The organism is Streptomyces sp. NPDC101393, assembly GCF_044767385.1.
Lineage (GTDB): Bacteria > Actinomycetota > Actinomycetes > Streptomycetales > Streptomycetaceae > Streptomyces.
In genome coordinates, this window is the sequence record NZ_JBIWNU010000012.1 from 94,744 (window position 1) to 109,357 (window position 14,614).

Genomic DNA, 14,614 nt, shown 5'->3' on the forward strand with positions numbered 1-14,614 from the left:
GGATGCGTCCCCGGCCCGTACACCGCCTCCGTACGCGCTCGCATCCGCCGCAGCACGCCCACCGGGCCGTGCCCGTCGGCTCGCGCACGCCGGATCAGGCCGTCAGGTCACGCCCGCCGGATCGCGTTCGCCAGGATCGCCTCGCGGAGGTAGGCCGCGTATCCGGCCTTGACCGCTTCGAACGTGGCGGTGAACCGCTCGTCGGAGACGTACATCTCGGCGAGGCAGGTGTGGATCTCGAGGCTGCAGTCGTAGTAGTTGCGGACGATCTGCTGCCGGTGTTCCTCGGCGAGATCCATGGCGGCGGCGGACTCCGGCCCGGCGCCCGATTCCATCAGCGCGGCGAACCGCATGTTGAGGTCGTGCGCCTCGCCCTGGATCCGCAGCCAGTCCTCCTTGGTGTAGGCGGCGGTCCGGCGCTGCGACTGCCGGTAGGCGTCGGTGGTGCCCCAGCGTTCCTCGACCTCCTCCGCATGATCGTCGGGGTCGAATTCCCCGAAGACCTCGAACTTCTCCTCGGGGGTGAGATTGATGCCCATCTTCCGTGCCTCCATCGCGTGTTCGACGGCGGCGGCCATCTCCTGGAGTCGGCCGATCCGGCTGCGCAGCAGGTCGTACTGGCGCCGCAGGTGTTCCTGCGGGTCGGTGGCCGGATCGTCCAGGAGGGCCGCGACCTCGTCGAGCGGGAAGCCGAGCTCCCGGTAGAACAGGATCTGCTGCAGCCGGTCCAGGTCCTCGTCGCCGTAGCGCCGGTGACCTGCGTGATTGCGGGCGCTGGGGACCAGCAGCCCGATCTCGTCGTAGTGGTGCAGGGTGCGCACGGTGATCCCGGCGTAGCCGGCCACCTGCCCTACCGAATGGCTCACTTCCGCTCCCTTCCCGGTACGCACTCCACGATGTGTCCTTACGTCACGTGAGGTGCAAGTCCGGATGGTGAAAGCCGGGTGAGACGGACTGCCCGGAGGTGAGACGCTTCGTCCCATGCTGGGGATAACGGATCTTTCCACGTATCTGGTGGGGCTCGCGCTGATCATTCTGCTGCCGGGGCCGAATTCGCTGTACGTCGTCTCGGTGGCGGCCCGCCGCGGCCCGAAGGTGGCCTACCGCGCGGCGGGCGGGGTGCTGTGCGGGGACGCGGCGCTGATGGCGCTGTCGGCCGGCGGGGTGGCGTCCCTGCTGCACGCGACGCCGTGGCTCTTCACCGTCGTGAAGTTCGCCGGTGCCGGCTATCTGACCTGGCTGGCGGTCGGCATGCTGCGCGGCGCCTGGGCGCTGTGGCGCGGCCGCGAGGCGCGCAAGGCCGAGCTCAAGGGCGACGGCGCGCAGGCGCCGAAGGCGGCCGTCGAACGGCCCTACCGCCGGGCACTGGTGGTCAGCCTGCTCAACCCGAAGGCGATCCTCTTCTTCATCTCCTTCTTCGTGCAGTTCGTGGACCCGTCGTACGCGCACCCGGTGCTGTCCTTCCTGACCCTCGGCGCCTGGGCGCAGCTCTTCAGCTTCACGTACCTGTCGGTTCTGATCTTCAGCGGAACCTTCCTGGCGGCGACCTTCCGCCGGCGCAAGCGGCTGACCGCGGGCCTTTCCGCGGGTGCCGGCGCGGCGTTCCTCGGCTTCGCGGCGAAGCTGTCGCTGGCGAGCGCGAGCTGAGCGGCCGCCACCCGCTGGGCGTACGCCTACGGCCCCTTGGAGGATCCCTGGAGGCCCCACTCCCCTGATGCCCTTATTGTCGGGTTTCAGGAGGTACGTCCATGCCCACGCACGACGTCAACGTCGCCGTCATCTACTACTCCTCGACCGGCACCGTCGCCGAACTCGCCCGGCACATCGCGGACGCCGCCGAGCACGCGGGAGCCGATGTGCGGCTGCGCCGGGCCGCCGAACTCGCCCCGCAGACCGCCATCGACGCCAATCCCGCCTGGGCGGCGAACGCCACCGCGACCGCCGACGTCATGGAGGCCTCCCCCGAGGACATGCTCTGGGCGGACGCGGTGATCTTCGGCACGCCCACCCGCTTCGGCAATGTGACGTCCCAGCTCAAGCAGTTCATCGACACCCTGGGCGGCCTCTGGCAGCAGGGCAAACTCGCCGACAAGGTCTACAGCGGCTTCACCGCCAGCGCCACCCGGCACGGCGGCCAGGAGTCCACCCTGCTCGCGCTCTACCAGACGGTCCACCACTTCGGCGGGATCCTGGTGGCCCCCGGATACACCGACCCGGCGAAGTTCACCGACGGCAATCCGTACGGCACCTCGCACGTCGGCGGGCCGGACACCCCGCTGGACGACGACGCGCGCACCGCCGCCCGCATCCAGGCGGAACGCGTCGTCACCTTCACCAAGGCCATCAAGTCCGGCCTTTCCCACGCCAATTGACGGGTAGCCGCAGCAAATGACTCTGCACAAGGGCGCATCCGACCACGACCGCCGGCGCAAGACCCACCCGGTCAACCCCTTCTACGGCGAGGCCGACCCGGTCTCCGGGATGGCCACCTCCCCACCCCGGCACACCCTCCCCGACGGCCCGATCTCGCCCCACACGGCCTACCAGTTCGTGCACGACGAGCTGATGCTGGACGGCAACTCCCGGCTGAACCTGGCGACGTTCGTCACCACCTGGATGGAGCCCCAGGCCGATGTCCTGATGGCCGAGTGCCAGGACAAGAACATGATCGACAAGGACGAGTACCCGCGCACCGCGGAACTGGAGGAGCGGTGCGTGGCGATGCTCGCCGACCTCTGGCACGCCCCCGACCCGTCAGCGGCCGTCGGCTGCTCGACGACCGGCTCCAGCGAGGCCTGCATGCTCGCCGGCATGGCCCTCAAGCGCCGCTGGGCGAACCGCAACAAGGACCGCTATCCCGGCAGCGCCCGGCCCAACCTCGTCATGGGCGCCAACGTCCAGGTCTGCTGGGAGAAGTTCTGCAACTTCTGGGAGGTCGAGGCGCGGCTGGCGCCGATGGAGGGCGACCGCTTCCACCTCGACGCCGCGTCCGCCGTCGAACTCTGCGACGAGAACACCATCGGCGTGGTCGCCGTCCTCGGCTCGACCTTCGACGGATCGTACGAGCCGGTGGCCGAGATCTGCACGGCGCTGGACGACCTCCAGGAGCGCCACGGATGGACCATCCCGGTCCATGTGGACGGCGCGTCCGGCGCCATGGTCGCGCCGTTCCTCGACCCGGACCTGGAATGGGACTTCCGGCTGCCGCGGGTCGCCTCCATCAACACCTCCGGCCACAAGTACGGCCTGGTCTACCCCGGCGTCGGCTGGGCCCTGTGGCGCGACTCCGACGCACTGCCCGAGGAACTGGTCTTCCGCGTCAACTACCTCGGCGGCGACATGCCGACCTTCGCCCTCAACTTCTCCCGCCCCGGCGCCCAGGTCGTCGCCCAGTACTACACGTTCCTCCGGCTCGGCCGGGACGGCTACCGCGCCGTCCAGCAGGCCACCCGCGACGTCGCCCGCTCCCTGTCCGAACGGATCTCCGCGCTGGGCGACTTCCGCCTGCTGACCCGCGGCGACCAGCTGCCGGTCTTCGCCTTCACCACCGCCGACGACGTCACGGCCTTCGACGTCTTCGACGTCTCACGGCGGATGAAGGAACGCGGCTGGCTGCTGCCGGCGTACACCTTCCCGGAGAACCGCGAGGACCTGTCCGTGCTGCGCGTGGTGTGCCGCAACGGATTCTCCGAGGACCTCGCGGAGCTCTTCATCGCCGACCTGGAGCAGCTGCTCCCCGAACTCCGCGCCCAGCCCCACCCGCTGGACCGCTCGGCACGAGAGGCCACGGCCTTCCACCACTGACGCCCGGCGGGAGGCCGGCGCCCGGGGCCGCCGCCTGCGGGCCCCTTCCGCTCAGTGACGGTCCCCCGGGTGGACGTCCTTCGTCGCGTACGGGTTCGCCGCGCCCTCGGCGAGCACGCCGACGAAGGGTTTCCCCTCGCCCGCGAACACGTACGCCCCGCCCTCGATCCGCTCGATCAGGCCCCGGGTCCACTCCGCCCCGCTGTCCGCGGAGTGCACCCACATATGCATGATCTCGCCGATATGGCCGAGCTGTTCGGGGCCGCCCTCGGGCGTGTAGTACCCGGTGACGGTGCTCCGCCACTCCTCCAGCGACCGCACCCGCTCCCTGAGCAGCGCCACCGCCTCGGCCCGCGGCAGATCGACCAGGAAGCCGATGCCGGCACTCAGCACGTCGACCTTCTCGTCGCGCTGCGAGAGCGCCGCCCGCAGGAGCGTGAAGAACTCCGCCTCGCCCGCCGCCGTCAGCTCGTACTCCGTACGCGGCGGGCCGCCGGCCGTGCTGGGCGCGAGGTCGTGGGCGTGCATCAGCCCCTGCTTCGCCATCTGCTTGAGCGCGTGATAGATCGATCCCGGCTTGGCGCTGGACCACTCGTGGGCGCCCCAGTACTCCAGGTCGTTGCGCACCTGATAGCCGTGCGCCCGTCCGTGCTGCCGCACGGCGCCCAGGACCAGCAGCCGGATCGCCGACATCGTCTCCTCAATCCCTCACCCGCCCCGGCACTCCCGCAGATACCGGTGCCGTCGTGGCGTCAGCCTAGACGGCGCACGCTATTCAATTTTGACTAACGCGCGGGAGCGGCGTCGCGCGCTATCCCTCCCGCGCCGTCCGCTCCTCGTCCACCAGCACAAAGGCCGTCTTGCCGTCCAGCGATTCGCGGATGACGTCGGCATGGCCGGCGTGCCGGGCGGTCTCCTCGATCAGGTGCAGCACCAGCCAGCGCATCGACTGCACCGCCTCCGGCGGGTACCAGGGCGCCTCCGGCAGCGGGAAAGTGTCGTTCAGGCTGGGCACGGAGCGTACGAAGTCCTCGGTCCGCCGGGCGACGCCGTCCCAGAAGGCCAGCACCCCGGCCACCGTCTCGCCCTCCTCCAGCCGGAAGCTGAGATGCCAGGTGTCCTGATTCCGGGCGATGGAGTGCGGCTTCTCCTGCGCCGTCTCGACCCAGCCCTGCTCGGTCTCGGCGACGTGCTTGAGGAGACCGGCCAGCGACAGTTCGCTGGCGCTCGGCCGCTGATTCGCCTGCGCGTCGGTCAGCCCGAGGACCGCCCGCCGCAGGCCGCCGCGCTGCGCCTCCAGGAAGGCCAGGAGCGCGCCGCGCTCGTCGCCGTGGGCCTCGGCAGGAACGTGAGTGGGCATGAGAGCCGCCTTTCGTGACATCCAGGGGCGGGCCGGCACCACGCCGGCCGCCCTCCGACATCACTCAACGTACGAGCCCTTGCGGTCAGCTTCCGTCCTCAACTCGCCCCGCGCCCGCGGAAAACGGCGATCTCCCACCCTTCTCCCACCCTTCGCCGGTTCAGAAGGGGAAGCGCGACCGTCCGTGCTGGATGGAGATCCACTTGGTGGTGGTGAACGCGTCCACCGTCGCCTCGCCGTTCAGCCGCCCCACCCCCGAGCTCTTCTCACCGCCGAAGGGCACGATCGGCTCGTCGTGCACCGTGCTGTCGTTGATGTGGATCATGCCGGTCTCGATCTGCTTGGCGAACCGGACACCGCGCTCGATATCGGCGGTGTGCACGGCGCCGCTGAGCCCGTACGGCGTCGCATTGGTGATCCATACCGCCTCCTGGTCGCCGTCGAAGGGGATCAGCAGCACGACCGGGCCGAAGATCTCCTGCGCGAGGATCGGGGAGTCCGCGGCGACACCGCTGAGCACACTCGGCGCGACGAGGGTGCCCTCGGTCGTGCCGTGCACCAGTGCCTGGGCGCCGTCGGCCACGGCGCGCTCCACCAGCGAGGAGACGGCCTCGGCCTGGCCCTCATTGATCAGCGGGCCGATATGGGTCGCCGGGTCGGTCGGGTCGCCGACCTTCAGGGACGCGACCTTGGCGACGAACTTCTCGGTGAACTCCCGCTCCACCGCCCGGTCCACCAGCACGCGGTTGGCGGCCATGCAGACCTGCCCCTGGTGGACGAAGCGGCTGAAGACGGCGGCGTCCACGGCGTAGTCGATGTCGGCGTCGTCGAGGACGACCAGCGCGCTGTTCCCGCCCAGCTCCAGCACCGCGTGCTTGAAGTGCGAGGCGGCGACGGTGGCGACATGCCGGCCGACCTTCTCCGAGCCGGTGAAGGAGATGGTCTTGGGCACGGGGTGCTCGATGAGCGCGTCACCGATCTCGGCGATGTCCGTGACGACGACGTTGAGCAGGCCCGGCGGCAGCCCCGCCTCCTCGAAGATCTTGGCGACCAGCCCACCGCCGCAGATCGGGGTGTTCTGGTGCGGCTTGAGGACGACGGCGTTGCCCAGCGCGAGGGCGGGCGCGACGGACTTCATCGACAGCAGCAGCGGGAAGTTGAAGGGACTGATGACGCCGACGACGCCGACCGGGAGGCGGTAGAGGCGGTTCTCCTTGCCGTCGACCGGCGAGGGCAGGATGCGGCCCTCGGCGCGCAGCGCCAGCTGTACCGCCTCGCGCAGGAATTCACGGACGAGGTGGAGTTCGAAGCCGACCTTGGCGTGCGTGCCGCCGACCTCGGCGGCGATCGCCTCGCTCATCTCCTCCTCGTGCGCGTCGATGAAGGCGAGCGCCCGCTCGAAGACCAGCCGCCGGGTGTACGGATTGGTGGCGCCCCATTGCGGCTGCGCGCGTTCGGCGGCGCGGTATGCCTGATCGACTTCCTCGACCGTGGCGATGGGTATGGACGTCAGCTTCTCTCCGTCATACGGATTGAAATCGACGATGTCCCATGAGCCGCTGCCGGCTCGCCATTCGCCGTCGATGAACTGAAATGCCAACTCGTCGAAGTAGGACATGCCATCCCGATCTGGAGAACAGGGCGCTCAGGGCGCCGCATTGGGGGGTGCAGACTCCTGATGGTTTGTCATCCTACCCGGGGGTCACGTCAATTGGAGTAGACCACGCAAGAGGTCCCGGGTCTCGGACGGACTCGGCCCCTCCTCCTGGAGACGGCCCATCGTCCGCGCGTAGTGCGCGACCTCTTCGGGCTTGTCCAGATACAGCGCACTGGTCAGCTGCTCCAGATAGACGACGTCGGGCAGCCCCGACTCGGGGAAGCCGAGCATCGTGAAAGCCCCGCTCTCGCCCGCATGTCCGCCGAAGCTGAAGGGCATGACCTGGAGGTGCACATTCGGCCGCTCGGACAGCTCGATCAGATGCTTCAACTGACCGCGCATGATCTCGCGTTCGCCATAGGGGCGCCGCAGTGCGGCCTCGTCCAGCACGCAGTGGAACTGCGCGGGCCGCTCCGCCAGCAGCAGCTTCTGGCGCTCCAGCCGGAGCGCGACACGTCTCTCCGTCTCGGCGTCGCCGGCATCGGGCATCCCGCGCCGGACGACGGCCTGCGCATAGCCCTCGGTCTGCAACAGCCCGTGCACGAACTGGACTTCATAGGTACGGATGACGGAGGCCGCGCCCTCCAGACCGATATAGGTCTGGAACCACCCGGGAAGGACATCGCTGTAACTGTGCCACCAGCCCGCGACGTTGGCCTCGCGGGCGAGGGACAGCAGCGCCTCGCGCTCCTGCTCGTCCCCGACACCGTAGAGCGTGAGGAGGTCCTCGACGTCGCGGGCCTTGAAGCTCACCCTGCCCAATTCCATGCGGCTGATCTTCGATTCCGATGCGCGGATCGAGTAGCCGGCCGCTTCGCGGGTTATCCCACGGGATTCGCGCAGCCGACGAAGCTGCGACCCCAGCAGGATCCGGCGTACCACCGACCCGCTCGCCTCACTTGCGGACACTTTCAGACCCTCCCGTGGCCCACCCCGCCCAAACAGTGCGCCGCAGTCTGCCACGTTCAGGCTTCGTTGAGTGCTCATCCGGTTACTGATATGTGAGGTCCCCGCAAGCCCTCCACAAGAAGGTCGGGGAAGAATTGCCCCCGAACCATGCCCCGTTGGGACAACCACGGCGTCTGCACGTGCATCTGCCCTTGCATCTGGCGTTCACATTGGGAACCATGGGCCTCGCACGCATGCACGCTCGTGAAAGATCCGCCAGACCGGCCGACCGGCCAGGGTCATGACGTCCGCGAACGCCAGGAGTGCCTCGCATGGGGACCAGGGTTTTGACCACGATCGAGCCCTTATGGCAGGGCCTTCCGCCCGTCGACCCCTTGAGCGTCTCCGGATCCGTGTCCTGCACCCTCCCGCCGCGCTACGAATCGGTCGGCGGCGCACGGAAGTTCACCCGCGACACCCTGCAGGGCTGGGACCTCGACGAGCTCTTCGACGGCGTCGCGCTGGTGGTCTCCGAGCTGGTCACCAACGCCCTGCGGCACGCGATCCTCGCCGCCCCGGACCTCACCGGCGACACCCCGCCCGCCCGGCTGCACCTGATGCGCTGGTCGTCGCGGCTGGTCTGCGCCGTACGCGACCCCAGCGACGACTCTCCGGTCGCGGGCGAGGCGGATTCGGCCGCGGAGTCGGGCCGTGGGCTCTACCTCGTGGAGTCCTTCAGCGACAGCTGGGGCTGGCACCCGATGTCCGGCTCGTCGCACGGCAAGATCGTGTGGGCCCTTTTCCGGCTGCCCTAGGGCCGTCGTCCCCGTACACCCGAGCCCCCGCCCGGCGGAATTCCCGCGGGAGGGGGCTCAGTCGCGTACGAGGTGGTCGAACTCGCCGTCCTTGACGCCCAGCAGCATCGCCTCGACCTCGGCGGGCGTGTAGATGAGCGCGGGGCCTTCGGGGAAGCGGGAATTGCGTACCGCTATGTCGCCCCCGGGCAGCTTCGCGAACTCCACGCAGGAGCCCTGGGAGTTGCTGTGCCGGCTCTTCTGCCAGTCCGCGTCACGGAGATCCGTTGCGGCCATGCCGTTGTATGCGTGGGGCACAGGGGTCTCCCGGTGAGAACAGATGTCAACTGCCCGGGATCATAGCTGCGTTCACATGCCGATGCATGCGCAGATGCACGTGCACGACAGGGGGTGCCGAGACCGTCACAGCTCGTCGAGCACCCTCCCCCGCTCCGGGGCGCCCTCATCGCCCCCTGGAGAGACGGGCGCCACCCGTAACGGGTTCCACGCCCCCGCCGGCCCCCGGCCCGGCACCCCCGCCCTCACCGTGCCGCGTACGGCAGCAGCGCCATCTCCCGGGCGTTCTTGACCGCACGGGCCAGCTGCCGCTGCTGCTGGGCCGTGACCCGGGTGACCCGGCGGCTGCGGATCTTGCCGCGGTCGGAGAGGAACTTCCGCAGCAGGCCGGTGTCCTTGTAGTCGATGTAGGTGATGCCCGCCGCGTACAGCGGGTTGGGGCGAGGCCCGGCGCTCCGGCGCGGGTCGTGACGACGGGTCATGACGGCGAACTCACTTCTACGAGACGTCAGGGGTATGTCCGCGGGCTTTTCGCGGATCCGCTACGGAACGGGGTCGAGCAGCGCGTCGAAGGCCGCCGGCAGGCTCTTCCAGGCCGCCGGGCCGCCCGCAAACTCCGCGTCGGTGAGCAGGCAGGAGTCCAGCAGCGACGCCAGCCCCTCGCGGTCCAGCCCCGGCGAGGTGAACACCAGGTACTGGGCGCGGTCACCGTGCTCGGGATGCCAGTCCAGCGCGGCGGCGGCCCGCCGCACCGGCGGCACCAGATCCCAGGCCGCGTCCGGCAACGAGGCCAGCCACGGGCCGGCGTTCTCCACGCAGAGCGCGCCACCCGCCGCGTCCCAGGACAGCAGCGTGTCCGGACGGTCGGCGAGCCAGAAGCGGCCCCGGCTGCGCGCGGCCGCGCACGTCAGGTCCTCCAGGGCGGAGTAGAGCCGCTCGGGGTGGAAGGGCCGGGTGTGCTGCCAGACCAGCGTGCCGACACCGTCCGCTTCGGCCTCCAGCGGCAGCAGCGCACACGCCGGGTGCTGGCGCGCGGCGGCCGCCTCGACGTCGAAGCCGGCCATCGCCGCGGCCGCCAGCTCCCCCGACCCGACGGGCACCTGTCGCGCCATCGGGTGCAGCTGCGCGAGCAGCGCCAGATCGGCGGCGTCGGCCTCCTCCTCCCCGGTCGCGAGCGCCAGCACCGGCGCGTACTCCAGCTGGCGCGCCCAGGTGTCGGCGACGGTGCGCTGGTCGGAGGCCGCGGCGGCGAGACCGGCCTCGGCGAGGTCGTCGCCGCAGCCCAGGAAGTCGAGCACGAGAGCTGGGTCGACGGCGGTGAGCACGCCGGTCAGCGCGAGGTTCTCGCTGCCGCAGGAGGTGATCACCTCGGCCATCGCCTTCGGCTCGACCGAGTCCCACAGCTCGACGACCGCCAGCCGGCAGGTGCGTCCGGCGGCCAGCCGCTCCAGTTCGGGCACCAGGTCCTCGCGCAGCGCACAGCAGGCGCAGTCGTTGACCAGCGGTGCCTGGCCGGTGTCGAGCGTTCCGCCGGCGTCGCGGACCGTCCGCCCGACGGTGCCGTCGGCGGCGGACGCGAGGTCGTGGTGCAGGGCGACGCTGCCGGGGACACCGCGCAGCAGCCGCTCGACGGCGGCCCGCCGCGCCGTGGCGTGCAGGCCGCCCACGAGGACGACGTTGAGCCGCTCCATCAGCGGGCTCCGGGCTTGCCGTAACGGCGCTCGAACCGCTCGACGCGGCCCGCGGTGTCCAGCACCCGGGCGGTGCCCGTGTAGAAGGGGTGGCTCGCCGCCGAGATCTCGACGTCGATGACGGGGTAGGTGCGGCCGTCCTCCCACTCGACCGTCCTGTCGGAGGTGGCGGTCGAACGGGTCAGGAAGGCGAAGTCGGCGGCCCGGTCGCGGAAGACGACGGGCCCGTACGTGGGGTGGATTCCAGGCTTCACGGTGCTCAGCGCTCTTCTCGGAAGGTGACGTGCCGGCCGACGACCGGGTCGTACTTGCACAGTTCCAGGCGGTCGGGGTCGCTGCGGCGGTTCTTGCGGGTCACGTAGGTGTAGCCGGTGCCGGCGGTGGACCGGAGCTTGACGACCGGACGTAGTTCGTTGCGGGCCATGTGGTTAGTATACGGAAATGGTTTCCATTTTCAATAGGATCTCTCCGGAGGCCCCGGCCGAGAGGACCGCGCCATGTCCGCCCACTGCCTGCTGACCGGCCGCAAGCCCGGCTTCGGCAACGCCGTCTCCCACTCGCACCGCCGCACACCGCGCCGGTTCGACCCGAACATCCAGCGCAAGCGCTACTGGCTGCCGAGCGAGGGGCGGCACATCCGGCTGACCCTGAGCGCCAAGGGCATCAAGACCGTCAGCACGATCGGGATCGAGGCGGCCGTCGCCCGTATCCGCGCACGAGGGGGAAAGGTCTGATGGCCAAGCAGAGCAAGATCGCCAAGAACGAGAAGCGGCGCGCCACCGTCGCCCGCTACGCGGCCCGCCGCGCCCTGCTCAAGTCCGTCATCCGCAGCCCGCACACCCCCGAGGAGGAGCGGACGGCCGCACAGCGCGAGCTGGCCCGCCAGCCGCGCGACGCCGCCGCCGGCCGCGTCCGCAACCGCGACAGCATCGACGGCCGCCCCCGCGGTTACTTCCGCGCCTTCGGCCTCTCCCGCGTACGGCTGCGCGAAGCGGCCCACGCGGGCCACCTGCCGGGCGTCCGCAAGTCCAGCTGGTAGCCCCGCACGCCGGCCGTCCGGCCCGGGGAGCACCCCTGGACCGGACGGCCGGACCGTTCGGGTCATACTGGACAGAACGTCCGACGGCCTTCCCGACGAAAGCGAGCGCGCCCATGCTCCGCAACGCCTTCGAGCCCTGGCACCTGATCCTGATCATCGCGGTCCTCGTGCTGCTCTTCGGCTCGAAGAAGCTGCCCGACATGGCCCGCGGCCTGGGCCGCTCGATGCGCATCCTCAAGTCCGAGGCCAAGGCCCTCCAGGACGACAGGACGAACGACGAACCGTCCCCCCGGACCGAAGCCGCGGACAGGACCGAAGCGGCCGGCACGCAGTCCGCCGCTCCCCCGCGCCCCGAATCGGCCGCAAGCCACTGACCTGCCATTTCATGCCCCTGGGCGGCGGCTCAGCTGTCGCCGCCCTCATCGATCAGCCGCCGCACCTCGCGGTCGACGAGCCCCAGCCGCGCCTCCGCGACCAGCGGCACCGCACGGCGCTGCCGGCGCGCCTCGGCAAGATCGATGTCGACGGTGACCAGCGCCGGCTCCCACTTGGGGGCCTGCGCGACCACCGTCCCGCGCGGATCCACCACCCGTGAGCCGCCCCAGAACGTCGCACCGTGCTCATTGCCGACCCGGTTGACGAAGACCACCCAGCACTGCAGCATCCGCGCCGTATAGGACAGCAGGGTGTCCCAGTACATGCCGGTGTCCATCGCCTCCGGATCCAGACTCGCCGCACTGTTCGTCGGCACGAACAGCACCTCGGCCCCGTCCTGCACCGCCAGCCACGGCAGCACCGGCTGCCACGCGTCATTGCACACGAGCGTCGCGCCCCGGCCGCCGCTCACCGACTTCGTGAGGTCGTACGCGCGCAGCGACTGCCCGGGGCTGACGTGCTTGCGCTCCTCCCAGGCCAGATAATTCGGGAGGTAGAGCTTGCGGTGCGCGTGCAGCAGCACCCCGTCCGAGTAGTGCGCGGAGGTGTTGTACGCCCGCAGGCTGGTGTGCTCGTGAAAACCGGCCAGCACATCGGGGCCCTGCAGGCTCAGCTCCAGCAGCCGCGGATCGCGCGCCTCGACGGACGCGTCACGCTTCAGGGCGCCCAAGTGGTAGCCGTGCAGGCTCAGTTCGGGAAAGACGACGAGGTCCGCCCCCTGGGCCGCGGCCTGCCCGATCTGCTCCTGGGCGACCTCGAGGTTCTCCGGCACGTCGCCCAGCACGCAGTCCGTCTGCGCCAGTGCTATGCGCATGGCCCACACCTCACCGACTCGTCGCGGTTGCGGCTTTCCTCCCCAATTTTGCCAGAGGAGTCACGATGCGGCCCGACTCCCCCGAGGGCCTGGCACCGCCCGGCCGGAGGCCCGCACCGCCCGCTCCCCAACACCCGCCCCGGGAGCCCCCGTTATCGCCCCGCCCGCCCGCGAGACGCCCTTCCAGCGCACCGAAAGCGCGTCCGTCCGCGCTTCAAACGCCCCGGCAACACGGGTCCCACCAATGAGCGAAAGAACGATCCTTCCCGTGCCGGGCACGGCCTTCGCGCGTTGATCCGGACGGTCCGTCGCACGACCCCGCCGGGCGGCTTTCCAGCCGCAGCGCCGCCCGCAGGCCCAGGCGCGAGGACCTCGGTCGAGTCGTCTTGCGGTGCCGACGAGCGTCCCGACCGGGTGGCCAAGGCCGAGCGGCCCGCCGGACCCGCTCGGCCGGCCGCCGAGCCCCCCGCCTCACCCCCGACGGCGCCGTGCGCGGCGCAGCAGCAGCGCCCCGCCGAGCAGCAGCCCGGCCCCCGCGCCGGCGAGCGCCGCCGGCCGTGCGCTGCCGGTGGACGCCAGCAGCGCCGAGCCCGCCGACGCACCCGCCTTCGCCACCGCGTGCACCCGCGGGGCGCCCGCCGTACGCGCCGCCACCCGCCCCGCGGCTGTCCCGCGCCCCGTGGGCACCCCCTTCGAGGCCCCTCGCACCGTGGCACCGTCCGCCCGGTTCCCGCCCCCGGCATGCCGCGCACGCTCCGTCCCGGCGCCGTCACCGCCCTCGCGCAACCCGCACGCGGCGCCCGTCGCCCGGCTCAGCGCGCCGATGCCGCTCACCGCGTCACCGCACGCGCGGGCGGCGGCGTCCGCCCCGGGAGAGCGCCTCGCGCTCCCGCCGGCACCCGCGTCCGCGTGAACCGCACCGCCGCTCGCGCCGAGAATGACCGACGCCGCCGCCGCGACGAGCACGGCCTTCAGGCTCTCTCGCATACCGCATCTCCCGTCTGCAGTCGTTGCGTACGGGCCGCCCCCGTGCACCGGTGCCCGCTCACGCCACCGGGCGGCCGGCAGCGCGTGCGCGACGCCGGCCGCCCGGGAGAACAAGCGGTGGAACGAACGGAAGGGCCCGGTGGCGGTCAGCGGTTGGCGACACCGTTGGCGGAGAGCACGGGGATGTCGCTCACGATGTGCGACAGCGGCTCGTCGCCCTTGGCCTGGGTCGAGTTCTTGGTGCACTGCTGGTTCTGCGGGTTGGACAGGACATTGATGTCCTGCACCGCGACCGGGCCCAGGAAGCCGCCGAGCGCGCCGGCGTTGCCCTTCACCGGGACGCCCAGGCACAGGTCGTTCAGGGAGCCCTGCACCAGGCCGAGCTGGGTGCTCAGCTTCCCGCGGGTCGTCGAGTTGCCGTAGCTCGACTTGGAGCCGTTGCCGTTCACCGTGCTGGTGCCCGAGTCGTTGCCGGTGGCCGTCGCCTGCGGGGCGGCCGCGGCGGACATTCCGATCAGCGAAGCCGCCACCGCTGCGCCGGCCATCATCTTCTTCATCACGCAAAACCCTTCAGGAGAAGGAACTCCCGGCACGGGAGCCCTGTTTGAACAACCGGCGTCGCGCGCCCGAGTTCCGCACCGTCACCCGAACAGATGGATATCCCTCTCCTGAAAAGACGTCACCCTTCCTTATCCCGGCGGCGGCACCCTTTCCGCCACGCCGAACCCCTCCCCTATTGGACGCAGCCGCGCACCCCGCCTCTCGCCGTACGGAAAGGCGAGGTCAGAGGGGGCTCAGTGCGCCGAACGAGGGTCACGCAGGGTGAGGCGACCGATTGCAGACCGTCA

General features: G+C 70.7%; 20 protein-coding genes. 7 read left to right on the forward strand and 13 right to left on the reverse strand.

What is annotated here, in order from left to right; all coding sequences use genetic code 11:
* Nucleotides 1-107: 107 nt before the first annotated feature.
* A complete protein-coding gene (locus tag ACIRQ7_RS32550; RefSeq protein WP_404266192.1) occupies nt 108-866 on the reverse strand; it encodes a MerR family transcriptional regulator in 759 nt (252 codons plus the stop codon).
* A 115-nt stretch (nt 867-981) separates the two neighbouring features.
* Between ACIRQ7_RS32550 and leuE the strand changes: the two genes are divergently transcribed.
* The 3 genes from leuE to ACIRQ7_RS32565 all read left to right on the forward strand — a co-directional run bounded on the left by leuE (nt 982) and on the right by ACIRQ7_RS32565 (nt 3,804).
* Nucleotides 982-1,647: a leucine efflux protein LeuE gene (gene leuE, locus ACIRQ7_RS32555; protein ID WP_404266193.1), complete on the forward strand. Its 666-nt coding sequence runs from the start codon at nt 982-984 to the stop codon at nt 1,645-1,647.
* Between the two features lie 101 nt (nt 1,648-1,748).
* Nucleotides 1,749-2,372 carry an NAD(P)H:quinone oxidoreductase gene (gene wrbA / locus ACIRQ7_RS32560; protein ID WP_404266194.1) on the forward strand — a complete coding sequence of 208 codons (624 nt, stop codon included), beginning with the start codon at nt 1,749-1,751 and terminating at the stop codon, nt 2,370-2,372.
* Nucleotides 2,373-2,388: 16 nt separating this feature from the next.
* The gene (locus tag ACIRQ7_RS32565; protein WP_404266195.1) at nt 2,389-3,804 is read left to right on the forward strand and encodes a glutamate decarboxylase; all 1,416 of its coding nucleotides are present in this window, start codon (nt 2,389-2,391) and stop codon (nt 3,802-3,804) included.
* 51 nt (nt 3,805-3,855) lie between these two features.
* Here ACIRQ7_RS32565 and ACIRQ7_RS32570 read toward each other — a convergent pair whose 3' ends face one another.
* The 4 genes from ACIRQ7_RS32570 to ACIRQ7_RS32585 form a co-directional block, all read right to left on the reverse strand.
* Nucleotides 3,856-4,497, reverse strand: a complete 642-nt coding sequence (locus ACIRQ7_RS32570) for a PadR family transcriptional regulator (RefSeq protein WP_404266196.1) — start codon at nt 4,495-4,497, stop codon at nt 3,856-3,858.
* 118 nt (nt 4,498-4,615) lie between these two features.
* Complete coding sequence (locus ACIRQ7_RS32575; protein ID WP_404266197.1) at nt 4,616-5,164, reverse strand: DinB family protein; 549 nt, start codon at nt 5,162-5,164, stop codon at nt 4,616-4,618.
* 160 nt (nt 5,165-5,324) lie between these two features.
* On the reverse strand, nt 5,325-6,782 hold the full coding sequence (locus ACIRQ7_RS32580; RefSeq protein ID WP_404266198.1) for an aldehyde dehydrogenase family protein: 1,458 nt from the start codon (nt 6,780-6,782) through the stop codon (nt 5,325-5,327).
* 84 nt (nt 6,783-6,866) lie between these two features.
* Nucleotides 6,867-7,730: a helix-turn-helix domain-containing protein gene (locus ACIRQ7_RS32585; RefSeq protein WP_404266199.1), complete on the reverse strand. Its 864-nt coding sequence runs from the start codon at nt 7,728-7,730 to the stop codon at nt 6,867-6,869.
* Nucleotides 7,731-8,041: 311 nt separating this feature from the next.
* Here ACIRQ7_RS32585 and ACIRQ7_RS32590 point away from each other — a divergent pair, with 311 nt between their 5' ends.
* Entirely contained in the window at nt 8,042-8,524 is a 483-nt protein-coding gene (locus ACIRQ7_RS32590) for an ATP-binding protein (protein ID WP_403673650.1), read from the forward strand.
* Between the two features lie 57 nt (nt 8,525-8,581).
* Here ACIRQ7_RS32590 and ACIRQ7_RS32595 read toward each other — a convergent pair whose 3' ends face one another.
* From ACIRQ7_RS32595 to rpmG, 5 genes are all read right to left on the reverse strand, one after another.
* The gene (locus tag ACIRQ7_RS32595; protein ID WP_401465570.1) at nt 8,582-8,821 is read right to left on the reverse strand and encodes a DUF397 domain-containing protein; all 240 of its coding nucleotides are present in this window, start codon (nt 8,819-8,821) and stop codon (nt 8,582-8,584) included.
* Nucleotides 8,822-9,045: 224 nt separating this feature from the next.
* The gene (rpsR, locus tag ACIRQ7_RS32600) at nt 9,046-9,282 is read right to left on the reverse strand and encodes a 30S ribosomal protein S18 (RefSeq protein WP_404266200.1); all 237 of its coding nucleotides are present in this window, start codon (nt 9,280-9,282) and stop codon (nt 9,046-9,048) included.
* Between the two features lie 60 nt (nt 9,283-9,342).
* Entirely contained in the window at nt 9,343-10,491 is a 1,149-nt protein-coding gene (locus tag ACIRQ7_RS32605; protein ID WP_404266201.1) for a CobW family GTP-binding protein, read from the reverse strand.
* On the reverse strand, nt 10,491-10,745 hold the full coding sequence (locus tag ACIRQ7_RS32610) for a type B 50S ribosomal protein L31 (protein ID WP_403673649.1): 255 nt from the start codon (nt 10,743-10,745) through the stop codon (nt 10,491-10,493). The genes ACIRQ7_RS32605 and ACIRQ7_RS32610 overlap by 1 nt, the downstream gene beginning before the upstream one ends.
* Before the next feature lie 5 nt (nt 10,746-10,750).
* A complete protein-coding gene (gene rpmG, locus ACIRQ7_RS32615) occupies nt 10,751-10,915 on the reverse strand; it encodes a 50S ribosomal protein L33 (protein ID WP_404266202.1) in 165 nt (54 codons plus the stop codon).
* Nucleotides 10,916-10,988: 73 nt separating this feature from the next.
* Here rpmG and rpmB point away from each other — a divergent pair, with 73 nt between their 5' ends.
* From rpmB to tatA, 3 genes are all read left to right on the forward strand, one after another.
* Nucleotides 10,989-11,225, forward strand: a complete 237-nt coding sequence (gene rpmB, locus ACIRQ7_RS32620) for a 50S ribosomal protein L28 (protein ID WP_404266203.1) — start codon at nt 10,989-10,991, stop codon at nt 11,223-11,225.
* Complete coding sequence (gene rpsN, locus ACIRQ7_RS32625; RefSeq protein WP_401465552.1) at nt 11,225-11,530, forward strand: 30S ribosomal protein S14; 306 nt, start codon at nt 11,225-11,227, stop codon at nt 11,528-11,530. Before rpmB ends, rpsN begins: the two co-directional genes overlap by 1 nt.
* A gap of 113 nt (nt 11,531-11,643) precedes the next feature.
* A complete protein-coding gene (tatA, locus tag ACIRQ7_RS32630; protein ID WP_404266204.1) occupies nt 11,644-11,904 on the forward strand; it encodes a Sec-independent protein translocase subunit TatA in 261 nt (86 codons plus the stop codon).
* 29 nt (nt 11,905-11,933) lie between these two features.
* Here the strand turns inward: tatA and ACIRQ7_RS32635 are convergent, their stop codons facing one another.
* The 3 genes from ACIRQ7_RS32635 to ACIRQ7_RS32645 all read right to left on the reverse strand — a co-directional run bounded on the left by ACIRQ7_RS32635 (nt 11,934) and on the right by ACIRQ7_RS32645 (nt 14,323).
* Complete coding sequence (locus ACIRQ7_RS32635; protein WP_404266205.1) at nt 11,934-12,779, reverse strand: nitrilase-related carbon-nitrogen hydrolase; 846 nt, start codon at nt 12,777-12,779, stop codon at nt 11,934-11,936.
* Nucleotides 12,780-13,250: 471 nt separating this feature from the next.
* Complete coding sequence (locus ACIRQ7_RS32640; protein ID WP_404266206.1) at nt 13,251-13,766, reverse strand: LPXTG cell wall anchor domain-containing protein; 516 nt, start codon at nt 13,764-13,766, stop codon at nt 13,251-13,253.
* A gap of 146 nt (nt 13,767-13,912) precedes the next feature.
* Nucleotides 13,913-14,323, reverse strand: a complete 411-nt coding sequence (locus ACIRQ7_RS32645; protein WP_404266207.1) for a rodlin — start codon at nt 14,321-14,323, stop codon at nt 13,913-13,915.
* Between the last annotated feature and the right edge of the window lie 291 nt (nt 14,324-14,614).

What these genes read in the sequence shown, in the direction of transcription:
- leuE (WP_404266193.1), top strand. Translation starts at nt 982, where the DNA reads ATGCTGGGGATAACGGATCTTTCCACGTATCTGGTGGGGCTCGCGCTG.
- wrbA (WP_404266194.1), top strand. Translation starts at nt 1,749, where the DNA reads ATGCCCACGCACGACGTCAACGTCGCCGTCATCTACTACTCCTCGACC.
- ACIRQ7_RS32565 (WP_404266195.1), top strand. Translation starts at nt 2,389, where the DNA reads ATGACTCTGCACAAGGGCGCATCCGACCACGACCGCCGGCGCAAGACC.
- ACIRQ7_RS32570 (WP_404266196.1), bottom strand. Translation starts at nt 4,497, where the DNA reads ATGTCGGCGATCCGGCTGCTGGTCCTGGGCGCCGTGCGGCAGCACGGA.
- ACIRQ7_RS32575 (WP_404266197.1), bottom strand. Translation starts at nt 5,164, where the DNA reads ATGCCCACTCACGTTCCTGCCGAGGCCCACGGCGACGAGCGCGGCGCG.
- ACIRQ7_RS32580 (WP_404266198.1), bottom strand. Translation starts at nt 6,782, where the DNA reads ATGTCCTACTTCGACGAGTTGGCATTTCAGTTCATCGACGGCGAATGG.
- ACIRQ7_RS32590 (WP_403673650.1), top strand. Translation starts at nt 8,042, where the DNA reads ATGGGGACCAGGGTTTTGACCACGATCGAGCCCTTATGGCAGGGCCTT.
- rpsR (WP_404266200.1), bottom strand. Translation starts at nt 9,282, where the DNA reads ATGACCCGTCGTCACGACCCGCGCCGGAGCGCCGGGCCTCGCCCCAAC.
- ACIRQ7_RS32605 (WP_404266201.1), bottom strand. Translation starts at nt 10,491, where the DNA reads ATGGAGCGGCTCAACGTCGTCCTCGTGGGCGGCCTGCACGCCACGGCG.
- rpmG (WP_404266202.1), bottom strand. Translation starts at nt 10,915, where the DNA reads ATGGCCCGCAACGAACTACGTCCGGTCGTCAAGCTCCGGTCCACCGCC.
- rpmB (WP_404266203.1), top strand. Translation starts at nt 10,989, where the DNA reads ATGTCCGCCCACTGCCTGCTGACCGGCCGCAAGCCCGGCTTCGGCAAC.
- rpsN (WP_401465552.1), top strand. Translation starts at nt 11,225, where the DNA reads ATGGCCAAGCAGAGCAAGATCGCCAAGAACGAGAAGCGGCGCGCCACC.
- tatA (WP_404266204.1), top strand. Translation starts at nt 11,644, where the DNA reads ATGCTCCGCAACGCCTTCGAGCCCTGGCACCTGATCCTGATCATCGCG.
- ACIRQ7_RS32635 (WP_404266205.1), bottom strand. Translation starts at nt 12,779, where the DNA reads ATGCGCATAGCACTGGCGCAGACGGACTGCGTGCTGGGCGACGTGCCG.
- ACIRQ7_RS32640 (WP_404266206.1), bottom strand. Translation starts at nt 13,766, where the DNA reads ATGCGAGAGAGCCTGAAGGCCGTGCTCGTCGCGGCGGCGGCGTCGGTC.
- ACIRQ7_RS32645 (WP_404266207.1), bottom strand. Translation starts at nt 14,323, where the DNA reads ATGAAGAAGATGATGGCCGGCGCAGCGGTGGCGGCTTCGCTGATCGGA.